The sequence below is a fragment of the Microbacterium sp. KKR3/1 genome, assembly GCF_021272365.1.
Taxonomy (GTDB): Bacteria; Actinomycetota; Actinomycetes; order Actinomycetales; family Microbacteriaceae; genus Microbacterium; species Microbacterium aurugineum.
The window spans coordinates 135,133-159,358 of record NZ_JAJSDW010000003.1; the positions used below are offsets into that span (position 1 = coordinate 135,133).

The 24,226-nt window shown below is 68.1% G+C and carries 21 protein-coding genes and 1 tRNA gene; 7 read left to right on the top strand and 15 right to left on the bottom strand.

Features of this window, described 5'->3' with window-relative positions; all coding sequences use genetic code 11:
• The first annotated feature begins 85 nt into the window (after positions 1–85).
• Positions 86–814 (top strand): response regulator transcription factor, encoded by a 729-nt coding sequence (locus tag LVJ59_RS15520; RefSeq protein ID WP_047523621.1) that lies wholly within the window; start codon positions 86–88, stop codon positions 812–814.
• Positions 815–840: 26 nt separating this feature from the next.
• On the top strand, positions 841–2,331 hold the full coding sequence (locus LVJ59_RS15525) for a cell wall metabolism sensor histidine kinase WalK (protein WP_232763702.1): 1,491 nt from the start codon (positions 841–843) through the stop codon (positions 2,329–2,331).
• 167 nt (positions 2,332–2,498) lie between these two features.
• On the opposite strand, the gene LVJ59_RS15530 is transcribed toward LVJ59_RS15525, so the two are convergent.
• The 7 genes from LVJ59_RS15530 to LVJ59_RS15560 form a co-directional block, all read right to left on the bottom strand.
• Complete coding sequence (locus LVJ59_RS15530) at positions 2,499–3,332, bottom strand: DUF559 domain-containing protein (RefSeq protein WP_232763703.1); 834 nt, start codon at positions 3,330–3,332, stop codon at positions 2,499–2,501.
• Positions 3,333–3,568: 236 nt separating this feature from the next.
• Positions 3,569–5,143, bottom strand: coding sequence for an FAD-dependent oxidoreductase (locus tag LVJ59_RS15535; RefSeq protein ID WP_232763704.1), 1,575 nt, complete (start codon positions 5,141–5,143; stop codon positions 3,569–3,571).
• A 15-nt stretch (positions 5,144–5,158) separates the two neighbouring features.
• On the bottom strand, positions 5,159–6,040 hold the full coding sequence (locus LVJ59_RS15540; protein ID WP_232763705.1) for an FAD:protein FMN transferase: 882 nt from the start codon (positions 6,038–6,040) through the stop codon (positions 5,159–5,161).
• Between the two features lie 13 nt (positions 6,041–6,053).
• A complete protein-coding gene (locus LVJ59_RS15545) occupies positions 6,054–6,524 on the bottom strand; it encodes an FMN-binding protein (protein ID WP_232763706.1) in 471 nt (156 codons plus the stop codon).
• Positions 6,525–6,620: 96 nt separating this feature from the next.
• The gene (locus tag LVJ59_RS15550; protein ID WP_047519209.1) at positions 6,621–7,655 is read right to left on the bottom strand and encodes a ribose-phosphate diphosphokinase; all 1,035 of its coding nucleotides are present in this window, start codon (positions 7,653–7,655) and stop codon (positions 6,621–6,623) included.
• Positions 7,656–7,661: 6 nt separating this feature from the next.
• On the bottom strand, positions 7,662–9,092 hold the full coding sequence (gene glmU, locus LVJ59_RS15555; RefSeq protein ID WP_047519207.1) for a bifunctional UDP-N-acetylglucosamine diphosphorylase/glucosamine-1-phosphate N-acetyltransferase GlmU: 1,431 nt from the start codon (positions 9,090–9,092) through the stop codon (positions 7,662–7,664).
• A 1-nt stretch (position 9,093) separates the two neighbouring features.
• Positions 9,094–9,165, bottom strand: a tRNA-Gln gene (locus LVJ59_RS15560).
• 109 nt (positions 9,166–9,274) lie between these two features.
• Between LVJ59_RS15560 and LVJ59_RS15565 the strand changes: the two genes are divergently transcribed.
• Genes LVJ59_RS15565 through LVJ59_RS15575 form a run of 3 tightly spaced genes read left to right on the top strand, consistent with a single transcriptional unit; the run spans position 9,275 to position 11,232 of the window.
• A complete protein-coding gene (locus tag LVJ59_RS15565) occupies positions 9,275–9,772 on the top strand; it encodes a GNAT family N-acetyltransferase (protein ID WP_232763707.1) in 498 nt (165 codons plus the stop codon).
• A gap of 7 nt (positions 9,773–9,779) precedes the next feature.
• Positions 9,780–10,274 carry a MarR family winged helix-turn-helix transcriptional regulator gene (locus LVJ59_RS15570; RefSeq protein WP_047519203.1) on the top strand — a complete coding sequence of 165 codons (495 nt, stop codon included), beginning with the start codon at positions 9,780–9,782 and terminating at the stop codon, positions 10,272–10,274.
• A gap of 19 nt (positions 10,275–10,293) precedes the next feature.
• Positions 10,294–11,232 carry a pseudouridine synthase gene (locus tag LVJ59_RS15575; RefSeq protein WP_232763708.1) on the top strand — a complete coding sequence of 313 codons (939 nt, stop codon included), beginning with the start codon at positions 10,294–10,296 and terminating at the stop codon, positions 11,230–11,232.
• Here the strand turns inward: LVJ59_RS15575 and LVJ59_RS15580 are convergent.
• The 5 genes from LVJ59_RS15580 to LVJ59_RS15600 all read right to left on the bottom strand — a co-directional run bounded on the left by LVJ59_RS15580 (position 11,219) and on the right by LVJ59_RS15600 (position 17,573).
• Entirely contained in the window at positions 11,219–11,878 is a 660-nt protein-coding gene (locus LVJ59_RS15580) for a methionine ABC transporter permease (protein WP_232763709.1), read from the bottom strand. The two genes, LVJ59_RS15575 and LVJ59_RS15580, sit on opposite strands and share 14 nt — an antisense overlap.
• A complete protein-coding gene (locus LVJ59_RS15585; RefSeq protein ID WP_232763710.1) occupies positions 11,878–12,921 on the bottom strand; it encodes a methionine ABC transporter ATP-binding protein in 1,044 nt (347 codons plus the stop codon). The genes LVJ59_RS15580 and LVJ59_RS15585 overlap by 1 nt, the downstream gene beginning before the upstream one ends.
• A 20-nt stretch (positions 12,922–12,941) precedes the next feature.
• Positions 12,942–13,853: a MetQ/NlpA family ABC transporter substrate-binding protein gene (locus tag LVJ59_RS15590; protein ID WP_131491572.1), complete on the bottom strand. Its 912-nt coding sequence runs from the start codon at positions 13,851–13,853 to the stop codon at positions 12,942–12,944.
• A gap of 104 nt (positions 13,854–13,957) precedes the next feature.
• Entirely contained in the window at positions 13,958–15,709 is a 1,752-nt protein-coding gene (locus LVJ59_RS15595; RefSeq protein WP_232763711.1) for a Na+/H+ antiporter, read from the bottom strand.
• 40 nt (positions 15,710–15,749) lie between these two features.
• On the bottom strand, positions 15,750–17,573 hold the full coding sequence (locus tag LVJ59_RS15600) for an ABC-F family ATP-binding cassette domain-containing protein (RefSeq protein ID WP_232763712.1): 1,824 nt from the start codon (positions 17,571–17,573) through the stop codon (positions 15,750–15,752).
• A gap of 70 nt (positions 17,574–17,643) precedes the next feature.
• Here LVJ59_RS15600 and LVJ59_RS15605 point away from each other — a divergent pair, with 70 nt between their 5' ends.
• Both LVJ59_RS15605 and LVJ59_RS15610 read left to right on the top strand, forming a co-directional pair.
• Complete coding sequence (locus tag LVJ59_RS15605) at positions 17,644–18,492, top strand: spermidine synthase (protein ID WP_232763713.1); 849 nt, start codon at positions 17,644–17,646, stop codon at positions 18,490–18,492.
• A 102-nt stretch (positions 18,493–18,594) separates the two neighbouring features.
• The gene (locus LVJ59_RS15610) at positions 18,595–19,908 is read left to right on the top strand and encodes an HNH endonuclease signature motif containing protein (RefSeq protein WP_232763714.1); all 1,314 of its coding nucleotides are present in this window, start codon (positions 18,595–18,597) and stop codon (positions 19,906–19,908) included.
• A gap of 95 nt (positions 19,909–20,003) precedes the next feature.
• Here the strand turns inward: LVJ59_RS15610 and LVJ59_RS15615 are convergent, their stop codons facing one another.
• The 3 genes from LVJ59_RS15615 to mmsA form a co-directional block, all read right to left on the bottom strand.
• The gene (locus LVJ59_RS15615) at positions 20,004–21,119 is read right to left on the bottom strand and encodes a sugar-binding protein (RefSeq protein ID WP_047519173.1); all 1,116 of its coding nucleotides are present in this window, start codon (positions 21,117–21,119) and stop codon (positions 20,004–20,006) included.
• Between the two features lie 61 nt (positions 21,120–21,180).
• Positions 21,181–22,551, bottom strand: a complete 1,371-nt coding sequence (mmsB, locus tag LVJ59_RS15620; protein WP_047519171.1) for a multiple monosaccharide ABC transporter permease — start codon at positions 22,549–22,551, stop codon at positions 21,181–21,183.
• Positions 22,548–24,068: a multiple monosaccharide ABC transporter ATP-binding protein gene (gene mmsA / locus LVJ59_RS15625; protein ID WP_269406200.1), complete on the bottom strand. Its 1,521-nt coding sequence runs from the start codon at positions 24,066–24,068 to the stop codon at positions 22,548–22,550. Before mmsA ends, mmsB begins: the two co-directional genes overlap by 4 nt.
• Positions 24,069–24,226: the final 158 nt, after the last annotated feature.

The following is a 24,226-nucleotide window of genomic DNA, read 5'->3' on the forward strand; positions in this document are numbered from 1 at the left end:
CGGCGCCGACATCGCGTCTCCCGTTCTCAGGCAACACATAGCCATCTCCATAGAAATCACATAGGAGATTCCGCAGAATAGGGATATGACCAGTGACCTGCCCGAACTGCGCCGTCCCGACGGCTCCCCCCTGCGGATCCTCGCCGTCGACGACGAGCAGATGCTCACCGATCTGCTTGCGATGGCCCTGCGGATGGAGGGGTGGGAGGTGCGCACCGCGTCCTCCGGCATGGAGGCGCTGCAAGTGGCCAGGGAGTTCGAGCCCGACGCGCTCGTGCTCGACATCATGATGCCGGATCTCGACGGCATGTCCGTGCTGAGACGGCTCCGCGAATCCGGGAACCTCGTCCCCGTCCTGTTCCTCACCGCGAAGGATGCCGTGGGCGACCGCGTCGCCGGGCTCACGGCGGGCGGCGACGACTACGTCACCAAACCGTTCAGTCTCGAAGAGGTCATCGCGCGTCTCCGGGCGATCATCCGCCGCACCGGTCACGCCACCGCCGATGACGGGCAGTCGATCCTGCGCGTCGCAGACCTCACCCTCAACGAGGACAGTCATGAGGTCGTCCGCGACGGCACCGAGATCGAGCTCACCGCGACCGAGTTCGAGCTGCTGCGGTACCTGATGCGCAACGAGCGCCGTGTGCTGTCGAAGGCCCAGATCCTCGACCGGGTCTGGAGCTACGACTTCGGCGGCAAGTCCTCCGTGGTGGAGCTGTACATCTCGTACCTGCGCAAGAAGATCGACGCCGGACGCACGCCCCTGCTGCACACCGTCCGCGGCGTGGGGTACATGATCAAGGCTCCGCAGTGAGCTCTGCGGCGGTGCGGAGGAGGCCGATGAGCCTGCAGACGCGGCTGATGACGGCCGTGATCGGGTTCGTGTCGCTGATCCTCATCATCGTCGCCATCATCACGAGCGCGACCCTGGGGAAGACCATGGAGGATCAGCTCGATCAGAAGCTGAGCACCTCCGCGCACCAGGTCGCGCGATGGGCGCAGAATTTCTCCCCGAGCGACGCGACCGCGTCCAACATCCTGTCGGGGCAGAACGTGCAGTATTCGGGGCTCCTGCTGGCCGTGGTCAGCCCCCTCACCGGCGCCTCCGGAGTCGTCGTGACGAACACTCCCGGCGACGAGCTCACGGGCACACTGCAGCCGCTCGACGCGACGCAGATAGCCGAGATCGCCGCGGCGCTGAACGGCACCTCCGTGGCCACGGTCTCGATCTCCGATCTCGGCTCCTACCGGATCATGGCACTGAACACCGCGAGCGGCGTCGGCGTCGTCACGGGTCTCCCCCGCGACGAGATCCAGAATCAGCTCGCCCAGCTGCTCACCGTCATCGCCCTCGCGACGATCGGCGGTCTCATCCTGCTCGCGTTGACCACAGCGGTCACCATCCGCGTGGGACTGAGACCACTCCGTGCCGTCGCGATGACGGCGACCCGGGTCGCGAACCAGCAGCTCGATCGCGGTGAGGTGACCATCACGGAACGTGTTCCTTCATACGAGGCCGATCCGCGCACCGAGACCGGGCTCGTCGGGGCATCGCTGAACAAGCTCCTCGATCACGTGAACAGCTCGCTCGCCTCGAGGCAGAAGAACGAAGAGCGGATGCGACGCTTCGTCGCCGACGCCAGTCATGAGTTGCGCACCCCACTCGCCTCCATCCGCGGCTACTCGGAGCTGTCGCTGCGCGCGCTGCATCAGTCCGATCGGAGCGCTGAGCGCCCCGAGGTGATCGAGAGCACCACGACCTCCCTCGAGCGCATCCAGGCGCAGTCGCTGCGGATGACACGACTCGTCGAGGACCTGCTCCTGCTGGCGCGCCTCGATGAGGGACGCGAGCTCGTCTACAGCACGGTGGACCTCACGCAGCTGGCCCTCGAAGGCCTCTCCGATGCGCGTCCCACGGCCGTGGACCACCACTGGCAGATCGAGGTCCCCGAAGAGCCCGTCACCATCGTGGGCGACGCGGGGCGGATGCACCAGGTGGTCGCCAACCTCCTGGCGAATGCGCGCACGCATACCCCCGCAGGGACGACCGTCACGCTCAGCGTCATGCAGGACGGCGAGGACGCGGTGCTGCGGGTCCACGACGACGGCCCCGGCATCGACCCCGCCATCCGCGACGAGCTGTTCGCGCGCTTCGCCCGCGGTGACAGCTCACGAGCCCGTCAGACCGGCGGCACCGGGCTCGGCCTCGCGATCGTCAAGGCCATCGTCGAAGGGCACCACGGCACCATCGACGTCACCAGCGAACCGGGCGACACGACCTTCACGGTCCGCATCCCGGCCACGCCGGCGAGCGCGGCCTCCGAGGCCTGAGGCGCATCGGACCGCGCGGCTCCAGTCCGGTCCGGTCCCGTCCCGTCCCGTCTGCCCGTGCTGCCCGTGCGTTTGTCGGGAGATCGAACGGTTGCAGGTCGGGGCGGACCCTTCCTCCCGACATCCGTCCGATCTCCCGACGAACGCGCACAAGGATGGTCCGCAGGTCAGTCACGCCCCCGGAGACGGAGGATGGCCGCGATCACCGCTGCTTCGACGGTCGGCCACGCATGCACGATCTGCGCGTAGTCGAACCGCAGTGTCTCGTAACCGAGGACCGAGGCGGCAGCATCCCTCACCAGATCCCGATGCCGGTGCCCGGGGGCCTCATGATTGCCCTTCCCATCCGCCTCGAGGATCAGAAGGCCGTCGAGGACGAAGTCGACCTTGCCGACGGTGGGGATGCGCACCTGGCACTCCAGCGTGATGCCGCTCAGATGCAGGCGGAGCCTCAGGAGCGACTCGAGGCCGCTGTCGGCGTCGGACCGCGCCAGGTCGACGAGCCAGTGGGCGCGAGCGGGCAGGCGACGGCGGATGCGTTGACGCGCGGCGGAAGAGATCTTGCGCTGCGTCAACGCGGACTCGAGCGCGGCGAAGAACACCTCATCGCCAGCGCAGCGGTACACGTGGATGAGCACCTCCTCCAACGGTGCGAGGCCGACTCCCGCCCGCCCGGCGTCGTAGTGCCCGACGCACTCGCAGTCCGCGTGATGAACACGCCCGTTCCCTCCGAGCCACACGTGAGGGGGACCGTCCGCGGACAGCACCCAGATGCCGTGCAACCGCAGGGCGTGCGTGCAGGTCAGCGCCCCGCCGTGAGCCGCAGCCTCCTGCAGACTCAGGTCAGCGGTCGGCACGGCGAACACGCCCGGTCTCACCCGCACGAGCGCGCCCGCCCGCACCTCGTCGGCCCGCATCCGACGGGTGATCCCGTAGCGCTGAAGAAGGGTTCCTCGGACGACTCCGCCGTGCTGGGCGGTCACTGCTGCAGCTTTGAGCATTCGACGATCCTGCCTTCGCTGCGGCGGCCTCCGACGCCCGGAATGCCCGTTTGTGGACAGCCGGCGACCACGTTCGCGATCTGCACGAAGACACGCCTCGCACGCCTGCCGGGAGGTTTCACGGACATCGGGTCGAAACCGGGAAATCGCCCGACATCCGTTCAAACTCCCGACGGATGCACCACACGCGGGGGGCGGGGCCCGGGGGCAGGGCCGGGGGCGGGCGGGGCGCGGGCTCAGTAGCCCGCGAAGGCGTCGGTCGTGAGGCTGCGAGCCTTCTGCAACGCGGGGGCGAGGTCGGCGATCAGCCGCGGCGGGCCGGAGATGAAGGCGTGGCGCGTGCCGAGGTCGGCGACCGTGCGCTCCAGGATCTCCGCATCCAGGCGCGCTCCCTGCGCCCAGGCCCAGTGCGCGGGCAGATCCGTGGGCTCGTCGCGGGTGAACACGACCGTGCGCACGCCGGTCGCGGCGAGCTCGTCGCGGAACGCGAGCTCGGAGGCCTGGGACGCCACGTAGACGAGCACCACATCGCGCTGCTGCCCCGTGGCCCGCAGCTGACGCAACTGCGACACGAACGGCGTCACCCCGATGCCCGCCGCCACCATCAGCACCGGACTGTCTCCGCGCGGCAGGATGAAGTCGCCCCAGGTGCCCGTGACGGCGAAGGTCGCTCCGGGCTCTGCCTCGGCCAAGGCGCGCTTGTAGCTCGAGGGATGCTTCTGGTCACCGTTCTTGTACGCGATGCGCAGCGTCGGCAGATCAGCCGGGGCGGACACGATGCTGAACTCCCGCCGGGTTCCGCGGGCATCGGGACGGCGGTGCGGGACGTCGAGCTCGAGATACTGGCCGGGGAGGAACCGCACCCGCCCCTTCGCCCGGAAGGTGAGCTCCTGAGCGGTCGGGGTGACGAACGCACGACGCTCGAGCACCAGCCGCACCGAACCGCGGAGGGCGAAGACGAAGGCCACGAGGTTGCCGATGAGCAGCGCGCGCTCCTGCCCCAGAGTGAAGAGACCAGCCACCGAGATCGGCCAGCCGGCGAGCACGCCCACGACGACGGCCACGACGAGCTGCTGGCGACGCCGTGGCGGGAGGGTCAGCGGCTCGGAGAGCATGAACGCACCGAGGAACAGGAAGGGCGACTGCAGCACGGCGAACTGCAGTGCGGTCGACAGTTCGAATCCGATGTCGAACTGCGTGGCCTGCACCGCCTGGCGCACCACCGAGGTCGCCACCGCGACGAACAGGAAGACCAGCACCACACGCACCTTCTCGGTGCGCCACAGCACCGCGAGGCCCAGCACCGCCACGGGGATGGTCAGCACCGGCGTCCCCACCCACCACGACGAGGAGGTGCCCAACCACTCGAAGGCTCCGAAGGCTCCCAGGATCGAGACCACGGCCGCACCGAAGGCAGCGGGGTTGAAGATGTGTCGGCCGCGCCACGCGATCAGGTACTTCGACACGCTCGCCACGGCGCCGGCGAGGGCGAGCCCCAGCAGTGCGCCGGGGGCGAGGCCGGGGCGGAGCACGAACAGCAGGATCAGGGCGGTGACGAGCGACGATTCGATGCGCCAGGGGAGGCGGAGGATGCGCTGAGCCACGGCGTCGACCGCGGAGATGACGACCGCCAGCACCAGGAAGGACGCCACCATCTCCCACGGTGTCGGTGTGACGATGACCCCGAGCAGCGACAGCACGAAGGCCGTGACCGCGAGCGCGATGAGCGCGAAGAGCACGAGGCGGTACATCGACAGGGAACCCAGCACCGCGAGGACCCGTTGGCGTGCGGCGGCGAATGACGTGATCACGGTGTCCACTCTTCCCTAATTCGTCGCTGCAGGGCGCTTCTTCGCGGTGACGAGGAACAGCTCCGCCGGGCATCCGGGCGAGCGCTGCACCGTGCCGTCGGTGCTCATGCGGACCCATTCCACACCCCAGCCCGCGGCGAGTTCGGGGCCGCCGTCGAAGAAGAGCGCGGTGGCGACCGCATCCGCCGTCATCGCTTCCGCAGCCAGCGCCCAGGTCGCCGCCCAGGTGCGCACCGGGAGGCCCGTCCGGGCATCGAGGACATGGTGCAGCCCGCTCCCCCACGCCCGCCGGTTCACGGCCGAGGCACACAGCGCCTGGTCCTTCACCTCGACGACCCCGATCGCCTTCCGTGCGTCGTAGGGATGCTCCAGACCGATCCACACCCCCGAACCGCGGACCCGGATGTCGCCGCCGGCGTCGACCACCACATCGCCGGGCACGGTCGACAGGGTGCCCATCACGAGATCGACCAGGCGCCCCTTGCCGAGTGCCCCGACGTCGAGGAGGGCGGGGACGGATGCGGTGGCCGCGCCTGTCGTCCAGGTCACGTGTCGCTGCCAGTCACCCGGAGCGCGCACCGGATCGCCGGCCACGAGCGAATACCCGGCGTCGTACCCGAGCGCGCTGAGGCTGTCGGCCACGAGCGGGTTCACCGCGCCCCCGGTCGCCCGGGAGAGCTGCCCGTACGCCTCGAGCATCGGACCGGCATCGGCCGAGACGAGCGTTCCCCCCTCGCGCCCCAGCCGCATGGCCTCCGAGTCGACGCGGAAGCGGGACCACTCGCGGTCGAATCGTGCGATCACGGCCGAGACCTCGACGCGCTCGGCGTCCGGGAGCGGATCACCGGTCTCGATCTCCCAGTGCGTTCCGATCGCCTCGAAGCGCCAGGTCGCCATGGGCGTCAGGCGCCTAGGCGGCCGCCTGCTCCTTGATCGACGCGACGGCCTCGTTGAACCCGCCACTGGTGAGCGAGGAACCGGCGACGCGACTCACGTTCAACTCGTCGAGCGCGACGCCCTCGACCTCGTCCGCGATTCCGGCGATGAACTGGCCCTGGTACTGCTCGGTCTCGGGTGCCTTCGGGTCACCCGTGACCTCGACGTCGGTCACGACGCCGTCCTCGAGGGTCAGGGTGACGGAGATCTGCTCGACCGTCTCGGGCGTCTGGTACGAACCGTCGGCCGTGTAGGTGCCATCGGCGTAGTCCCCCGTGGAATCGCCGCCGGAGGACGATGACGAACCGGTGTCGGCCGTCGCCCCACCGTCGGCCGGCGGCTCGGCGTCGGCAGTGCCGGAGCATCCGGCGAGGACGAAGAGCCCTGCGATCCCGACGATCGCGGATCCCTTGCGGACAGAGGTCGGTACGGTCGTGCGGATCATGGTGTGGTCCTCCCGGCTCGGCGTCGGTCGACTCCGGTGGTCGACCCTTCGACCGTAAGCACCGTGGCTATGCGCGGGCTGTGCCACGACGATGCGTTACGCGTCGCCGCCGAACATGCTCGTCACCGAGCCGTCTTCGAAGACCTCGTGGATCGCGCGGGCGAGCAGCGGCGCGATCGGGAGGATCGTCAGCTTCTCCCACCGGCGCGACTCCGTGAGCGGGATCGTGTCGGTGATGACGACCTCGTCGATGGACGAGTCCTGCAAGCGCTCGGATGCCGGGTCGCTGAAGATCGCGTGGGTCGCCGCGACGATGACGCGGTGAGCGCCGTTCGCCTTGAGCGCCTGGGCGGCCTTGACGATCGTGCCGCCGGTGTCGATCATGTCGTCGACCAGGAGGCATGTGCGCCCCTCGACGGCACCGACGATCTCATGCACGGAGACCTGGTTGGCGACCTTGGGGTCCCGACGCTTATGGATGATGGCGAGCGGGGCACCGAGGCTGTCGGACCAGGTGTCTGCCACGCGCACACGCCCCATGTCCGGGGAGACGACGGTGAGGATCTCACGGTCCGCCGGCGACAGCGTGCGCTCGAAGTAGTCGAGGAGCACGGGCTTGGCGAACAGGTGGTCGACGGGACCGTCGAAGAAGCCCTGGATCTGCGCCGCGTGCAGGTCGACGCTCATGACGCGGTCGGCGCCCGCGGTCTTCAGCAGGTCGGCGACGAGTCGGGCGCTGATCGGCTCACGGCCGCGGCCCTTCTTGTCCTGACGCGAATACGGATAATACGGGGCGACGACGGTGATGCGCTTGGCCGACGCGCGCTTGGCCGCGTCGATCATGATCAGCGTCTCCATGAGCCACTCGTTGACCGGCTCACCGAACGTCTGGATGAGGAAGAGATCCACTCCACGGATCGACACCTCGAAGCGGGCGTAGATCTCACCCGATGCGAACGTGCGGTGCTCGACCGGCGCGATCTCGGTGCCGAGCGCCTCGGCGACGGCTGCGGTGAGCTCGGGGTGCGAGCGGCCACCGGCGACGACGAGCCGCTTCTTGGTCTTGGCGATGATCCCCGGTGCCACGCCGTTGTCGCGATCCAGATCGACCGTCTTCTTCTTGCGCGCCATGTCCGCCTATTCCGCTGAATTCTCGCGGGACGCAGCATCCGCCGCGCCCGTGCCTGCTCTGTTCTTCTCGACCCAGCCCTCGATGTTGCGCTGGGGGGCGACGCTCATGGCCAGAGCGCCGGCGGGGACGTCCTTGCGGACGACGGCGCCTGCACCGGTCTTCGCACCGGCTCCCAGCCTAACGGGCGCCACGAGCACCGTGTGCGACCCGGTGTGCACCTCGTCGCCGATCTCGGTCCGGTGCTTGTTGACGTCGTCGTAGTTGGCGGTGATCGTGCTCGCGCCGAGGTTCACGCCGCGTCCGATCGTGGCGTCGCCCACGTAGGAGAGATGGGGCACCTTGCTGCCTTCGCCGATCTCGGCGTTCTTGGTCTCGACGTACGCGCCGATCTTGCCCTTGGCGCCCAGGACCGTGCCGGGGCGGAGGAAGGAGAACGGGCCCACCGTCGCCTCGGCGCCGATCACCGCGAGCGTGGCGTCCGTACGGCGGACGACCGCATCCTCGCCGACCTCGCAGTCGACCAGAGTCGTGTCTGGACCGATGACCGCGCCGGAGGCGATCGCCGTGGCCCGAAGGATCTGTGTGTTCGGGAGGATCGTGACGTCGGGCGAGAGCGTCGCATCGTCATCGATCCAGGTCGTGGCCGGGTCGATCACGGTGACGCCTTCGAGCTGCCAGCGGCGCACGATGCGCTGATTGAGCAGACGGCCGACCTCCGCGAGCTGAGCACGATCGTTGACCCCGAAGGTGACGGAGATGTCGGAGACGACCGAGGCCGCCACCCGATCGCCGTCGCGGCGGAGCAGTCCGGGGACATCGGTCAGGTACATCTCGCCCTGGGCGTTGTCGACCCCGACCCGAGGGAGGTAGTCCCGCAGCGTCGCAGCGCGGAACACGTACATCCCGGCGTTGATCTCGCGGACGGCGGCCTCTTCGGCGTTCGCGTCCTTCTGCTCCACGATGCGGTCGACTCCCCCGTCGGCATCGCGCACGACGCGGCCGTAGCCGGTCGGGTCGTCGACCAGTGCGGTCATCAGGGTGGCCGGCGCACCGGAGGCCCGGTGCTCCGCCAGGAAGGCGGAGAGCGTCTCCGCATCCGCCAGCGGGCAGTCGCCGGAGAGGACGAGCACATCGCCGTCGAAGTCGGCGGGGAGAGCGTCGACGGCCACCTGCACAGCGCGTCCGGTGCCGGGGATGTCGTCCTGGTCGACGAACACCACACCGGGGTAGTCCTCGGTCAGGGCGGCGACGACCTGGTCGCGCTCGTGCCGCACGACGACCTCGACGTGCGCGGCCTGCAACCGTCCGGCGGTGGTGAGCACGTGCCCGACGAGCGGACGTCCGCTGATCGGATGGAGCACCTTCGGGAGGCGCGACTTCATTCGGGTGCCCTGGCCCGCGGCCAGGACGATGATGGCGAGGTTGTTCCCAGTCATGCTCCGCCGCCAGGACTCGAACCTAGACCTCACAGCTCCAAAGGCTGTCGTGCTGCCATTACACCACGGCGGACCGCGCCGTCCCGAGGACGCCACCGGTCAAGTCTGCCATGCTCCGGCCCCGGATCCGCTGACACGCCCCCTGTCATCCGTCCGAAACACCGCTCTGGGATGCTGGCGTCATGAGCATGTCGATCGAACGGGTGGTGGGTGCACGCCCCGACCTCGCCGAATTCCTGGTCGCCCATCACGCCGAGCTGGAGCACACCGCGCCGGCGGAGAGCCGCCATGCACTGGCGTTCGAGCGTCTGCTCGCCCCGGGCGTGCGCTTGTTCGCCGGGCGCCTCGACGGCCGCCCCGTCGCCACCGGTGCTCTGGCGGCCGTCGAAGTCGGGCACGAGGAGATCAAGTCGATGCGCACCGACCCCGCGCTGCGCGGACGTGGTCTCGGTCGCACCATGCTCGCGTTCCTCCTGGCTGACGCCGAGGCCCGCGGCATCCGCCGGGTCTCGCTCGAAACCGGAAGTGCGGAGTTCTTCGTGCCGGCGCGCGCGCTGTACGCCGCGGCCGGCTTCCGCGTGTGCGGGCCGTTCGGAACCTACGTGCTCGACCCGCACAGCACCTTCATGGCGGTCGACCTGCCCGCAGCGTCCGGGCTCACCTCTCCGCACGCGCGATAATGGGCGGATGAGCGAGGTGGATGAGGTCGACCGGATCGTCGGCGCGTGGAACACGCAACGGCCGGACCTCGACTTCTCCCCCCTCGAGGTCCTGTCGCGGATGGACCGGCTGTCGAAGCACCTGGACCGCGCGCGGCGTGAGGTCTTCCGCCGCAGCGACCTCGAGCACTGGGAATGGGACGTGCTGTCCGCGCTGCGCCGCGCCGGTGCCCCGTTCCAGCTCTCCCCGAAGCAGCTCCTGCAGCAGACGCTGGTGTCGAGCGGCACGATGACGAACCGGATCGACCGCCTGGTCGGGCGTCGCTTCGTTCGCCGGGAGGCCGACCCCGGGGACGGACGCAGCGTGCTGGTGACCCTCACCGACGACGGCCGGATCCGCGTGGATGCCGCCATCACGCGTCTCGTCGATGTGGAGGCCGATCTCCTGCAGGCTCTCTCCCGGTCGGACCGCGAGCGCCTCGCCGGACTCCTGCGCAAACTGAGCCTGAGCTTCGACTCGTGACCGGAGGCCGCTGATGGGCATGCCCTCTCCCCTCCCCGTCCGCGACGGCGTGGGCGCGACGCGGCTGCACGTGCCGCTCACCGGCCCGTGGCCGACGGCTGCCGCCTATATGGTCGAGCGCTTCTTCCACCTCGACCCGGAGCGACTGCTCGAGCGTTTCGACCGCGGCGACATCGTGCGTGCCGACGGCTCTCCCGTCCCGCGTGATGCGCCGCTGGGCAGCGTCGAGTTCGTCTGGTACTACCGCGAGCCCGCCGTCGAGACACGGATCCCGTTCGAGATCGAGATCCTGCATCAGGACGACCATCTCGTCGTCGTCGACAAGCCGCATTTCCTGCCCACGACCCCCGGCGGGAAGTTCCTGCAGAATTCCGCGCTGGTCCGACTGCGCAACCTGCTCGACAACCCCGACCTGGCCCCCATCCATCGCCTCGATCGGGCCACAGCCGGGCTGCTGATGTTCGCGACACGTCCGGCGACGCGCGGCGCGTACCAGCTGCTGTTCGAGAACCGGCAGGTGCAGAAGGTGTACGAAGCCGTGTCCGCGCGCCCTGCGAGCGGGACGCTCCCCTCGTTCCCCGTGGTCTACCGCAACAACATCGTGAAGGCGCGCGGTCAGGTGCGCGTGCAGGTCGAGGACACGAAGGAGCCGAACTCCGAGACGCTCGTCGAGCTCATCGACAGCGACGAGCGCGTCGTGCACACCCTCCTCCGCCCGCACAGCGGCAAGATGCACCAACTGCGTGTGCATCTCGCCGCCCTCGGCATCGGCATCCTGAACGATCGGTTCTACCCCGATCTTCTCGACGATCTGCCGGACGACTTCGAGCGTCCGCTGCAGCTGCTCGCGCGCGAGCTGCGCTTCGTCGATCCGCTCACCGGCACGGAGCGGGTGTTCCGCACGCGCCGCACGCTGCAGCACGCGCCTCGCACCGGCGCTCCCGTCAGCGACGCATGACCTTGCGCGCGAGCCGCGTGCCGAGCATCTGCACGAGGTGCACGAACACCACGATCAGGACGATCGCCACCCACATCACGACCGGTTCGAACTGCCGGAACCCGTAGATCTGGGCGAACGCGCCGAGACCGCCGCCGCCGATCAGTCCGGCCATCGCCGTCATGTCGATGAGCGCGACCACGATGAACGTGTAGCCGAGGATCAGCGGGCCGAGCGACTCGGGGATCGCCACGGTGAAGAGGATGCGCCAGGGACCGGCGCCCATCGAGCGGGCGGCTTCGATCACGCCGGGCGGGACCGAGACGAGGTGCTGCTCGACGATGCGTCCGATCGCGAAGGCGGCGGCGAGAGCGATCATGAACGCGCCGGCGGTGGTGCCGATCCCCGTGCCGACGACCGCACGGGCGAACGGCTGGGCGACGGCCACGAAGAGGACGAACGGGATCGGGCGGAAGAAGTTCACCCCGAGGTTGGCGATGAGCGCGACCGGCTTGTTCTGCGCGAGTCCGCCGGGGCGGGTGACGTAGAGGATGACGCCGATCGCCAGGCCGAGGATGCCGCCGAGGACGAGCGCGAACGTCGTCATGTAGAGCGTTTCGAGCGCGGCCTTCCACAGCTCGGGCCACAGTTCGTTCAAGCGATCCATCAGCGGGCCTCCTCTCCGGCGATCTCGGTGACTTCGACGCGCTGCGCGATCTCGGCCAGGGTGCGGTCGATCACGGCGTCGCCGCCGCGGATCGCGAGCGTGAGGTGTCCGAACGCGCGCCCGCGGATGTCGTTGATCCCTCCGTACACGAGCTCGAAGTCGAGCCCGGCACCGGCGAGATCGAGGAAGACCTGAGCCTGTGAGGAGTCGCCATCACGGAACGAGAACGTGACCAGACGCCCCTGATGCCGCTCGCGCAGGACGGAGCGCTCGGAGGGCGAAGGCACGCCCTTCACCACCGTCCCGACGAACCGTTGCGACGCCGGGTTCTGCGGCGAGGAGAAGACGTCGAACACGTCGCCCTGTTCGATCACGCGGCCGTTCTCCATCACGGCCACCTTCGTCGCGATCGTCTGGATCACATCCATCTCGTGCGTGATGACGACGATCGTGACGCCCTGCTCCCTGTTGACCCGTTGGAGCAGGTCGAGCACCTCGTGAGTGGTCTGGGGGTCGAGAGCGCTGGTGGCCTCGTCGGCGAGCAGGATCGCGGGGCCCGTGGCGAGAGCGCGGGCGATGCCGACGCGCTGCTTCTGCCCGCCGGAGAGCTGCTCGGGGTAGGCCTTGGCCTTGTCGGCGAGGCCCACGAAGCGGAGCAGTTCGGCGACGCGCTTCTCGATGTCGGGCTTCGACCACCCGGCGAGCGTGAGCGGGTAGGCGATGTTGGCCTTGACCGTTCGCGAGGAGAACAGGTTGAACTGCTGGAAGATCATGCCGATCCCACCGCGGACCGTGCGCAGCTGGCGCTCGGTGAGCGCGGTGATGTCGACGCCGTCCACCGTGATGGTGCCACTCGTGGCCGGTTCGAGCGCGTTGATCAGACGCACGAGCGTGGACTTGCCCGCCCCGGAATAGCCGATGATGCCGAAGACGTCGCCCTTCTCGATGGAGAGGGAGACGTCGTCCACGGCGACGACTTCGGCGCCCTCGCGGGTGCGCGGCGGATAGGTCTTGGAGACGTTCGTCAGAGTGACGATCGACATGTGCTGCTCCGGTCCCGGTCCTACTTCTTGTCCGCGGCGTCTTGCTGAACCTTCTTCAGTGAGGCGACCAGATCCTCCACCGGCGTCTGCAGCGCCACCGCGGTGCCACCGGAGGAGTCGAGCAGACCCTTCTGCACGGCCTCGTTCGTCTGGAAGATCTCGACCAGCGTGCGGTACGTCTCGTTGTCGGCGTCTTCGGCGCGGGCCGCGAACACGTTCACGTAAGGAAGGGCACTGGCGTCTTCGGGGTCATCCTGCGCGATCGCGTCATCGAACGTGAGACCCGCGTCCTGCACGAAGTCGTTGTTGATGATCGCGGCGGCCACGTCCGGGAGCGAGGTCGGGATGAGCGCGGCCTCGAGTGCCGTGACCTCGACCTTGGACTTGCCGGTGTCGACGTCGGCGAGGTCCGAGTACGGTGTTCCACCGCTCTTGAGCTCGACGAGGCCGGCCTGCTGCAGAACGTTCAGCGCACGGGCCTGGTTGGAGGCGTCGTTCGGAACCGCGACCGTCTCCCCCTCGGGGATGCTGTCGACGTCGTCGTACTTCGTCGAGTACAGGCCGAGCGGGTAGATCGCGGTCGAACCGATCGGGGTGAGGTCGGAGCCCGAGGCGTTGTTGTACTCGGCGAGGTAGACGATGTGCTGGAACTGGTTGAGGTCGATCTCCCCCTCGGTCAGCGCGGGGTTCGGCTGCTCGTAGGATCCGAAGTCGACCAACTCGACCGTGATGCCCTCTTCGGCCGCGGCGTCGACGAACGCCGGCCACTGCTCGTCACTCTTGCCGACGACACCGATCTTGACGACCTCGTTCCCGGACGATCCCTCGCCTCCGGAACCGGCGTCGGAAGACGCCGTGGCGCAGCCGGAGAGCGCGACGAAGAGCGGAACGGCGGCGAGCGCGGCGAGGATGGTGGTGGTGCGGCGAGACATGCGAGAGGAGTTCCTTCCTGGTGGGACTCGCCTACGTTAGACAGGCCTCCCGCCGCGCGCGGAATCGGTCTGTCACACGGCGTCACGAGCGGGTGCCGCCCGGCTCAGTCGAACTCCTCGATGCCCTGCAGCCGCACCTGCTCGAGGTCGAGGCGGGCGGAGATCCGGCGCACCACGACGTCATCGACGGTGCCGGCACCGCGGAGCCCCAACAACACCTCCCGCTTCCGGTCGAGGAGGGCGAGCTTGAGCCGCGTGTGCTCCTCGTGCCGGACCAGCGGCGAGCGCTGCGCGATGTCGACGTCGGTCGAGGTCGCGATCATCTGCAGGACCGTGCCGTCGGGCGGGTCGGCCTGATCCACCCCGGTATCGGCGACGCTCGGAGGTGCGGCGGTGCCGGCACCCAGCGGGTCCGGCTCCCCCAGCATCTCGTCGAGGGCGTCGGCTTCCGCATCCACCAGCGCCTGCTCCCGCGCCAGGGCGCGCGCATTCGCGAACTCGAGCATCTGATACCCCTCGGAGCGCACGCGGTCGCGCACCTCCTGCCCCACGCCGTGTTCGGCGGCGAGGTCGTCGAGAGCGGCCAGGGCGGCCCCGGAGATCGCGCGCTCGGCGAGCTCGTACTCCTCGTCCTCGACGTGGTCGACCGGGAAACGGGCCCAGCGCACGATCGCGGGCAGGAACGGGCCCTGGACGAGCAGGCTCAGCAGGATGACACCAGCGGTGACGAACACGATCTCATCGCGTCCGTTCAGAGCGCCGCCTTCGGTGATGCTCGCCGGCACGGACAAGGCGATGGCGAGAGACACCGCCCCGCGCATCCCCGCCAGAGTGGACACGACCCGCGCCCGAGATCGTGCGCCCCTCGCCGGTCGAGGATCGGTCCGCCGCTGGAACGGCACGTTCAGCAGCTGGAAGAGGTATCGCACGACCAGGAGCGTCGCCCAGACCGCGAGCGTGATGAGCACGAGGCGGCCGATCGCCGCGGCCGAGATCTCGTGCACGACGTATTGCACTTCGAGTCCGATCAGCACGAACAGCGCACCGTTGAGCAGGAAGACTCCGAACGGCCAGGCCGCATCAGCCTGGCGACGGGAGGACGCGGTCGTGACCCGCGGCGACACGTAGGCGACGATGAGTCCGGCGACGACGACCGCGAGCACACCCGAGGCGTGCACCGTCTCGGCGAGGAGGAAAGCCGTGAACGGGATCAGCAGCAGCGCGACGTTGATCACGATCGTCGAGGCCGTGCGGCGCAGCAGCAGGTAGCCGAGAGCGGCGACCACGGTACCGGCCGCGATCCCCCCGACATACGAGATCAGCAGATCGACGGTCACCGACAGCGGCGTGATCTGACCGCCGAGAGCAAGCGACACCGCGATCGCGTAGAGCACCAGAGCCGTGCCGTCGTTGGTCAGGCTCTCCGCTTTGAGCTTCATGAACATGCGTCGCGGGAGGAGGCGCCCGAGGGCGGCGACGGCCGTGGCGTCGGGCGGAGCGACGGCGGCACCCAGGATGAGCGCGATCTCCCACGGCATCCCGAACAGCACACCGATGCCGGCCACGGCGAAGGCCGAGGCGACGACCAGCACGGTGCTCATCGGCAGGATGTAGCGGAAGTCGCGGCGGATCGACCGCAATGAGGTCGTCAGACTCTCCCAGAACAGCATCACCGGGAGGAACAGCAGGAGCACCGTCTCCGGCGGCAGCTGCACCTCGCGCAGCGGTGGCACGAAGCCGAGGAGCAGCCCGAAGATGACCAGGACGAGGGGCAGCGCGAGACGCACGCGCGGGGCGATCAGGGTTCCGACGAGAATCGTGAGTCCGAGCAGGACCGTTACTTCGAGGCCTTCCATCCCTACCTCCCAACAGCGGTGAGAGAAGGATATTCCTCCGTCAGCCGATCTCCTCGGTGAGTTCGAACCAGCGCAGCTCCAGCTCCTCGATCTCGGCCTGCTGCTCGCTGATCTTCTTCATCCGCTCGCCGAGGCCCTCGTAGTCGGACTGGTCGTGGTCGGCCAGCGCGGTCTTGGCGGCGTTGACCTGCTGCGTGAGCTTCTGGATGCGCCGCTCGAGGGCCGACACCTCCTTCTGCGCCGTGCGCAGGGCCGCGCCGTCGAGACCTTTGGAGGTGGCTGCGGTCGTCGCGGTCGCTGCGGCCGTGGCAGTCTGCTTCGGTCCGGTCGAAGACTGGAGGTGACGCAGCCGCAAGTACTCGTCGACCCCGCCGGGCAGGTGCCGCAGATGCCCGTCCAGGATCGCGTACTGCTGGTCGGTGACGCGTTCCAGGAAGTAGCGGTCGTGGCTGACGACCAGGAGCGTACCCGACCAGGAGTCGAGGAGGTCCTCGATCGCGGCGAGCATGTCGGTGTCGAGGTCGTTGGTCGGCTCGTCGAGGATCAGCACGTTCGGCTGGTCGAGCAGCACGAGCAGGAGCTGCAGGCGACGCTGCTGCCCACCCGAGAGGTCTTTGACCGGAGTGGAGAGCTGGGCCGAATCGAAGCCGAGCCGCTCGAGCAGCTGACCGGGAGTGAGGTCCTGCGCTTTGGAGCCCGTTCCCATCGTGTAGGAGGTGCGCAGTCCGGAGATGATCACCCGCACCGGGTCGTTCCAGTGCTGGGTGAGCTCGTCGAGGCGCTGGGTGAGAGTCTGCACCTTCACGGTCTTGCCGCGCTTGACCCGACCCGTGGTCGGTTCGACCGTGCCGGAGATGAGCCCGAGGAGCGTCGACTTGCCGGCGCCGTTGACGCCGAGGATGCCCGTGCGCTCCCCCGGTGCGATGCGCCACTCGACGTCGCGCAGCACGACCTTCTCGCCGCCGTCCGCCGTCGGGTAGGTCACCCCGACGTCGAGCAGATCGACCACGTCCTTTCCCAGCCGCGAGACCGCGAGGGACTGCAGCGACACCTTGTCGCGGATCTCCGGCACGTCGGCGATCAGCTCGTTGGCCGCGTCGATGCGGAACTTCGGCTTGGCCGTGCGGGCGGGAGCGCCGCGACGGAGCCACGCGAGCTCCTTCTTGGCGAGGTTCTGGCGCTTCGCCTCGGTCGCCGCCGCCATGCGGTCGCGTTCGACGCGCTGCAGGATGTACGCCGCGTAGCCGCCCTCGAAAGGCTCGACGATCCGGTCGTGCACTTCCCATGTCTCGGTACTGATCTCGTCGAGGAACCACCGGTCGTGGGTCACGACCATGAGGGCCCCGGCGTTCGGCGACCAGCGCTTCTTGAGATGCCCCGCGAGCCAGGTGATGGCCTCGACGTCGAGGTGGTTGGTCGGCTCATCCAGCGCGATGACGTCCCAGTCTCCGGTGAGGAGCTTGGCGAGCGAGACCCGGCGCCGCTGACCGCCGCTGAGGGAGCCGATCTCCGCGTCCCAGGGCAGGTCGGTGAGCAGTCCTTCGATGACGTCGCGGATCCGCGCGTCGCCGGCCCACTCGTACTCCGGGGTGTCCCCGACCACAGCGGCGCTGATGGTCAGGTCGTCGGGGAGGGTGTCCGCCTGATCGAGCACACCGATACGCGTGCCGCCGCGCACCGTGACGCGGCCCGAGTTCGGTTCCTTGATCCCCGCGAGCATGCCGAGAAGACTCGACTTGCCGTCGCCGTTGCGGCCCACGATTCCGATGCGATCACCCTCTTCGATGCCGAGGGTCACGGAGTCGAAGACGACCCTGGTCGGGTATTCGAGATGCAGGGCTTCAGCCCCGAGAAGATGTGCCATGTTCCTTCCAGGGTAGTCGCGCGCGGTCGGCGTGTTCTCCGACCTGCTCCCCGCGATCTAAGATCGACGGGTGCCGAAGAGTCGCCGGGTGTTCTCCCTTCTGCTCGAGGATCGCAAGGCGAAGCTGGTGCAGTCGAGAAGGCGGCCCGGTCGCTACGAACTCAGCGTCGACGGAATCCCGCAGTCCGTCGTCTCGATGACCGACCCCACCGATCTCGAATACGACTACACGCAGCACATCGCCAGAGTGATGGATGCTGCCGCTGAGCCCAGTGCGCCGCTGTTCACCGTGCACCTGGGAGCCGGCGCCCTCACGCTGGCACGCTACGTCGAAGCCACGCGCGCCGGATCGCCGCAGCTCGTGGTCGAGTTCGAGCCCACCCTCTACGAGGCGGTGATCGCCGCGCTGCCGCTGTCTCCGGGCACCGATCTGCGCGTCATCTTCGGTGATGCGCGCGCAGTCGCGGACGCGGAGCTCGCCGGCGAGTGGATGGGTGCGCGGTTCACGGTCGTCGATCTCTGGGATGCCGCCGTCATCCGGCATCGCGTGGCCAGCCAGGAGTTCTACCGCCGTGTCGCCGCGCGCTCCGCAGCGGGGGGAGTCGTGGCGGTAAACCTGCTCGACGGACATCCCTTCGAGTACTCACGGCGACAGGCAGCCACCCTGCGCACGGTGTTCGACCATGTCGCCGTCGTCCTCGACGCAGAACCGAACGATGACGAAGGCCCGCTCGGCAACGTCGTCGTCTTCGCGAGCGATGAGCCGCTCGCCGTCGCGACGAACCCCGATCTCCTCGGCGTGCCGCACCCGCATACCCTCCACGGCGGCGCGCTGACCTCGTGGATCGCCGGCGCGCGCATCATGACCGATGCGGACGGCACCGACTCCCCCGACCCCGATGACCCGATCTGGGACTAGCACCGCCCGTTGATCGCGTTCGTCACCGTTTCGTGACCCCGGAGACGTGAATCTCGATCGAATCTATCTTCGAATGTCGGTGGTCGGTGATGGACTGAAGTCATGACCGCACTGCTCGACGCGACCGATTCCCAGATGGCGATGCTCGCCGATCTGGTCGCGTCGCTCGAGGCCGCGGAGAGCACTCTGAGCAGCATGCAGGCGGCCCGCGACGGCATGCTCGCGATGGCCGGACGCCTGGCCGTCGACATCGCCCGCGGCGCCGCCCACCCCGATCACGGCGACATGGCGATCCGCACGGTCGCTGCCGAGATCGGCGCTGCGCAGCACCTGAGCGACCGCACGATCGAGCGCAAGATGGCCGAGGCCACGTGGCTCGTCGAGCGATTCCCGGCGGTATGGGAGGCGCAGGGCGAAGGGCGCATCAGTGCCGCGCACTCCCGGGTCATCGTCGAGGCGGGCGCGCATCTCGACGAGGCTGCGGATCGCGCCGCCTACGCCGCGGAGGCCATGGAGGTCGCCGTGACGGAATCCCCGAATCGGCTTCGGCGGATCGTGCGGCGTCTTGCCGAGCGGTTCCAGGAGCGCACTCTCACCGAGCGGCATCGCGATGCCCGCGAGCTGCGCCGCGTGTGGGTGAAGGACCTCGACGACGGGATGGCCGAGCTGGGGGCGCGCGGACCCGCGGTCCTCCTGCACGGCATGCTCGACCGGCTGTCGCAGATGGCGCATGCGGTGAAAGAGGAGAATGCACGAGCGGCACAGGATGCTTCAGCCGCCGGACTCCCCGCCGACAACCGCACGGTCGATCAGTTGCGCGCCGATCTGCTCGCCGACCTCGTTCTCACAGGATCCCCCGCGGGCCATGACACGGCGGACAGCCTGCTGGGCGAGGTCCGCGCCCGCGTCGAGGTCACGGTGCCGGTGCTCACTCTGATGGACGATGACGCTCCGACGACCTCATCACCGGCCGAGCTCGACGGAACGATCCCCATCGACGTCACGACCGCTCGCACGCTGGCAGGTTCCGCGACCGGCTGGGACCGCGTGCTGACGCATCCGATCTCCGGCGAACTTCTCGCTGTCGACCGCTACCGCCCGAGCGAACATCTCCGGCGACATCTCCGCGCGCGGGACCAGAGGTGCCGGTTTCCCGGATGCGGGATCACGGCGCGCAAGTGCGACCTCGACCACAATCATGCGGCCTCGACCGGAGGGGCGACGGCCGACGGAAACCTCGCCGCCTTCTGCCGACGACATCACATGCTCAAACACCACTCCCCCTGGCACGTCGACCAGACCTCGGGCGGCGTGCTGGAGTGGACGAGCCCGACCGGTCGCACGTACATCGACCGGCCGCCTCCGCAGAACACTGTGACCTTCACGAGTGCCGATCCGGTGACCGCACCGTTCTGAGCGCCTCCCGGGCATGTGCACCGGTTGAACGACGAACCGCCCGGACCCGAGGGCCCGGACGGTTCGCGTACCCGCGAGGATGTGTGCGGTGCGAGTTACTGGTACGACTTCACGATCTCGAGGAGGCTCGGGACGTTGGCGTATGCCTCTGCCGCGTTCTCCTTGGTCACGATGATCGGGTCGAGCAGGTAAGCCGGAACGACCTTCACGCCGTTGTCGTACTGCTCGGTGTCGTTGACGTCGACCTCTTCACCCTTCTGGAGCTGGCCGACCATCTTGATCGACTGCTCGACGAGGAGCGTGGTGTCCTTGTTGATCGTGGAGTACTGGATGCCCTCCATGATCGACTTCACCGACTCGACCTCGGAGTCCTGACCCGTGACCACCGGGACCGGCTTTCCGGCCTGCTGCACCGAGGTGATGATGGCGCGAGCGAGCGTGTCGTTCGGCGAGAGGACGCCGTCGAGCGTCTCGGAGCTGTACGTCGAGGTGAGGATCGAGTCCATGCGACGCTGGGCGTTCTCGGCCTTCCAGCCCTCGGTCGCCGTCTGGGCGATCTCGGTCTGGCCGGAGACGACGTTGAGCGTGCCGTCGTCGATCTTCGGCTGGAGCACGTCCATCGCGCCGTTGAAGAACACAGCGGAGTTCGCGTCGTCCGGCGAGCCCGAGAACAGCTCGATGTTGTACGGAGCCTCGTGTCCCGCACGCTCGGCGAGTCCATCGAGCAGAGCCTGGCCCTGCAGCTGACCGACCTTGAAGTTGTCGAACGCGACGTAGTAGTCGACGGCCTCCGTGTTCTCGATCAGACGGTCATAGGCGATGACGGTCACGCCCGCGTCACGAGCGGCCTCGACCTGCGTGGCGAGCTGCTTGCCGTCCTTCGCACCGATGATGATGACCTTGGCGCCACCGGTGACCATCGCCTGGATCTGGTTCTGCTGCTCCGCGACCGTGTTGCTGGCGGGCGCGTACTGCACGTCCGCCTTGAAGCCGGCCTCCTTGAGACCGTCCGTGAACAGCTGACCGGCGAGGACCCAGTTCTCCGAGGTCTTGTCCGGAAGAGCGACACCGATCGTGGCGTCAGCGGCGAAACCCTTGGCCTCGTCCCCCGATCCCGAGTCCGTGCCACCGCCGCGCTCCGAGGAGCAGCCGGTGAGGGCGAAGGCGCCCGCGACGACAAGCGCTGTCGCCGACAGAAGAATCTTCTTCATGTGATCTCTTTCTCTGGTGTGTGAAGGTCGTGTCACGCGAGCGCGCGCGAAGCGACCTCTCCTAACCGCGCGTCTCGTCGACGGCGGGGGCTTCGTACTTCTGGCTGGTGGGATAGTTCGTCTTGGTCGGATCGAACGTGTCGGTGGCCGGATCCTGCTTGCGTCCGAATCGACGCGTCAGGAAGCCGATGATCGACGGGCGACCCTGCTGCTTGTTCCACACGTCGACACCGACGGCGAACAGGAGCACCAGACCCTTGATCATCGACACCACGTCGGCGCCGGCGCCGAGCAGGGCGAGGCCGTTGTTCAGGAACGCCATGACGAGACCACCGATGATCGACCCGATCACGGTTCCGATACCGCCCGAGACAGCCGCGCCACCGATGAAGACCGAGGCGATCGCATCCAGCTCCCAACCGTTGCCGTCCTGCGGACCGGAGGCCGTCGCCCTGGCGACGTAGATCATGCCGGCCAGCGACGCGAGCACCGACATGTTCATCATCACGAAGAAGTCGACCCAGCGGTCCTTCACACCCGACAGGCGCGCGGCCTGCCGGTTGCCACCGACCGCGTAGATGTGACGACCGAAGACCGTGTTGTTCGTGATGAATGAGTAGAGGATCACCAGGGCGAGCAGGATGATGCCCGAGATCGGGAAGCTGGTGCCCTCACGCCCGGTGGCGAACAGCCAGCCCGCGATCAGGATCACGGCCGAGATGAGCACGACCTTGGTGACACTCACCCACAGCGGCGCCGTCTCGGCCCCCATCTTGTGCTGCACGCGCCGGGTGCGGATCTCCCAGAACACGATCCATGCGACACCCAGCAGCGCGAGCAGCATGGTGAACACGTTGAACGGCACGGGGATGAACGGCAGCTCGGGGAGGTACCCGGCACCGATGACCTTGAAGCCCTGCGGCACGGGAACGGACTGCGAGTCACCGACCCACTGGTTCGCACCGCGGAAGAACAGCATGCCCGCCAGCGTCACGATGAACGCCGGCACCCCGACATAGGCGACCCAGAACCCCTGCCAGGCGCCGACCAGCACGCCGACCCCGAGGCCGAGGAGCACACCGAGCGGCCAGGGGAGGTTCCAGTCCGCCATGGCCTTCGCGACCACGATGCCGGTGAATGCGGCCACCGACCCCACCGAGAGGTCGATGTGGCCCATGATGATGACCATCACCATGCCGATCGCGAGGATCAGGATGTACGAGTACTGGTTGACGACGTTGATCAGGTTGCCCGAGGACAGCGTGAGACCCGTGCCTTTGACGATCCAGGTCAGCACCTGGAAGACGACGAGGATGACGACGAGGCTGCCGAGGATGCCGAACTGGCGGAGGGTCGACTGACCGCCTCCGAACATCTTCGTGATGTCCTTGAAGTGGAAGCCGCGCTTCGTTGCGGTGGTGTCGGTGGTCATGCGGTTGCTTTCTGGGTCGCGGAGGTCATGCTGCGCATGAGGTCCTCAGGTGTCGCCTGATCGGCCGGGATGCAGTCGGTGACCCGACCTTCGAAGACGGTGTAGATGCGGTCGGAGATGCCCAGGAGCTCAGGAAGCTCGCTCGAGATGACGATGACGCCCTTGCCCTGCGCCGCGAGCTCGTTGATGATCGCGTAGATCTCGTACTTCGCACCGACGTCGATACCGCGGGTGGGCTCGTCGAGGATCAGCAGGTCGGGGTCGGTGAACATCCACTTCGCCAGGACGACCTTCTGCTGATTGCCGCCGGAGAGTTTGCCGACGCCCTCTTCGACCGACGGGGTCTTGATGCGAAGGGCCTTGCGATAGTCCTCGGCCACGGCGAACTCGGCGCGCGCATCGACGACGCCGCGCTTGGCGATCTTCGAGAGCTTCGCGGCGACCACCGACCTCTTGATCGTGTCGAGCAGGTTGAGCCCGAGCACCTTGCGGTCCTCGCTCACGTAGGCGAGGCCGTGCTTGATCGCCGACGCCACGTCGGGCAGCACGACTTCCTGGCCGTCCTTGATCAGTGTGCCCGAGAGGAACGTGCCGTAGGAACGGCCGAACAGGCTCATCGCGAACTCGGTGCGCCCCGCGCCCATGAGTCCCGCGATGCCGACGACCTCGCCGCGCCGGACGGTGATGTTCGACCCCTTCACGACCATGCGCTCCGGGACGGTCGGGTGCTGCACCCACCAGTCCTTGACCTCGAAGAACACCTCGCCGATCTCGGGGGTGCGATCCGGGTAGCGGCTCTCCAACGACCGACCGACCATGCCGCGGATGATCCGGTCCTCGTTGATCTCGCCACGGGAGATGTCGAGCGTCTCGACCGTGCGACCGTCGCGGATGATCGTGATCTCGTCGGCGATCTGCTCGATCTCGTTGAGCTTGTGGCTGATCATGATCGACGCGATGCCCTTGGCCTTGAGCCCGAGGATCAGGTCGAGCAGGTGCTGCGAGTCGTTCTCGTTCAGGGCAGCGGTCGGCTCGTCGAGGATCAGCAGCTTGACGTCCTTGTTGAGCGCCTTCGCGATCTCGATCAGCTGCTGCTTGCCGACACCGAGCGTCTTGATCTGCGCATCCGGGTCCTCATTCAGGCCCACGCGCGCGAGCAGCTCGATCGTGCGCTCTTTCTGGGCCTGCCAGTCGATGCGTCCGCCGCGCTGGATCTCGTTGCCGAGGAAGATGTTCTCGGTGACGGACAGCTCGGGGATCAGCGCGAGTTCCTGGTGGATGATCGCTATGCCGGCCTGCTCGCTGGCGACGATGTCCTTGAACCTCTGCTCCTGTCCGTAGAGCAGGATCTCCCCCTCGTAGGTCCCGTAGGGGTACACCCCGGAGAGGACCTTCATCAGAGTCGACTTCCCCGCGCCGTTCTCGCCGCAGATGGCGTGGATCTCGCCGGCGCGGACGGTGATCGAGACGTCGGCGAGCGCCTTGACGCCCGGGAACTCCTTGGTGATGCTGCGCATCTCCAGGATGGGGCCTGACACGGTAGGCAACGTTGCTGTGGTGCTCACGGATCTTCCTTGCGACGTGCGGTCACCTTCGATGTGACCGTTCACATTGAAATACATCGTCCACTCACGACGAAGCGCTGTCAAGTCCGCTCCGGTATTTCGGATACCGA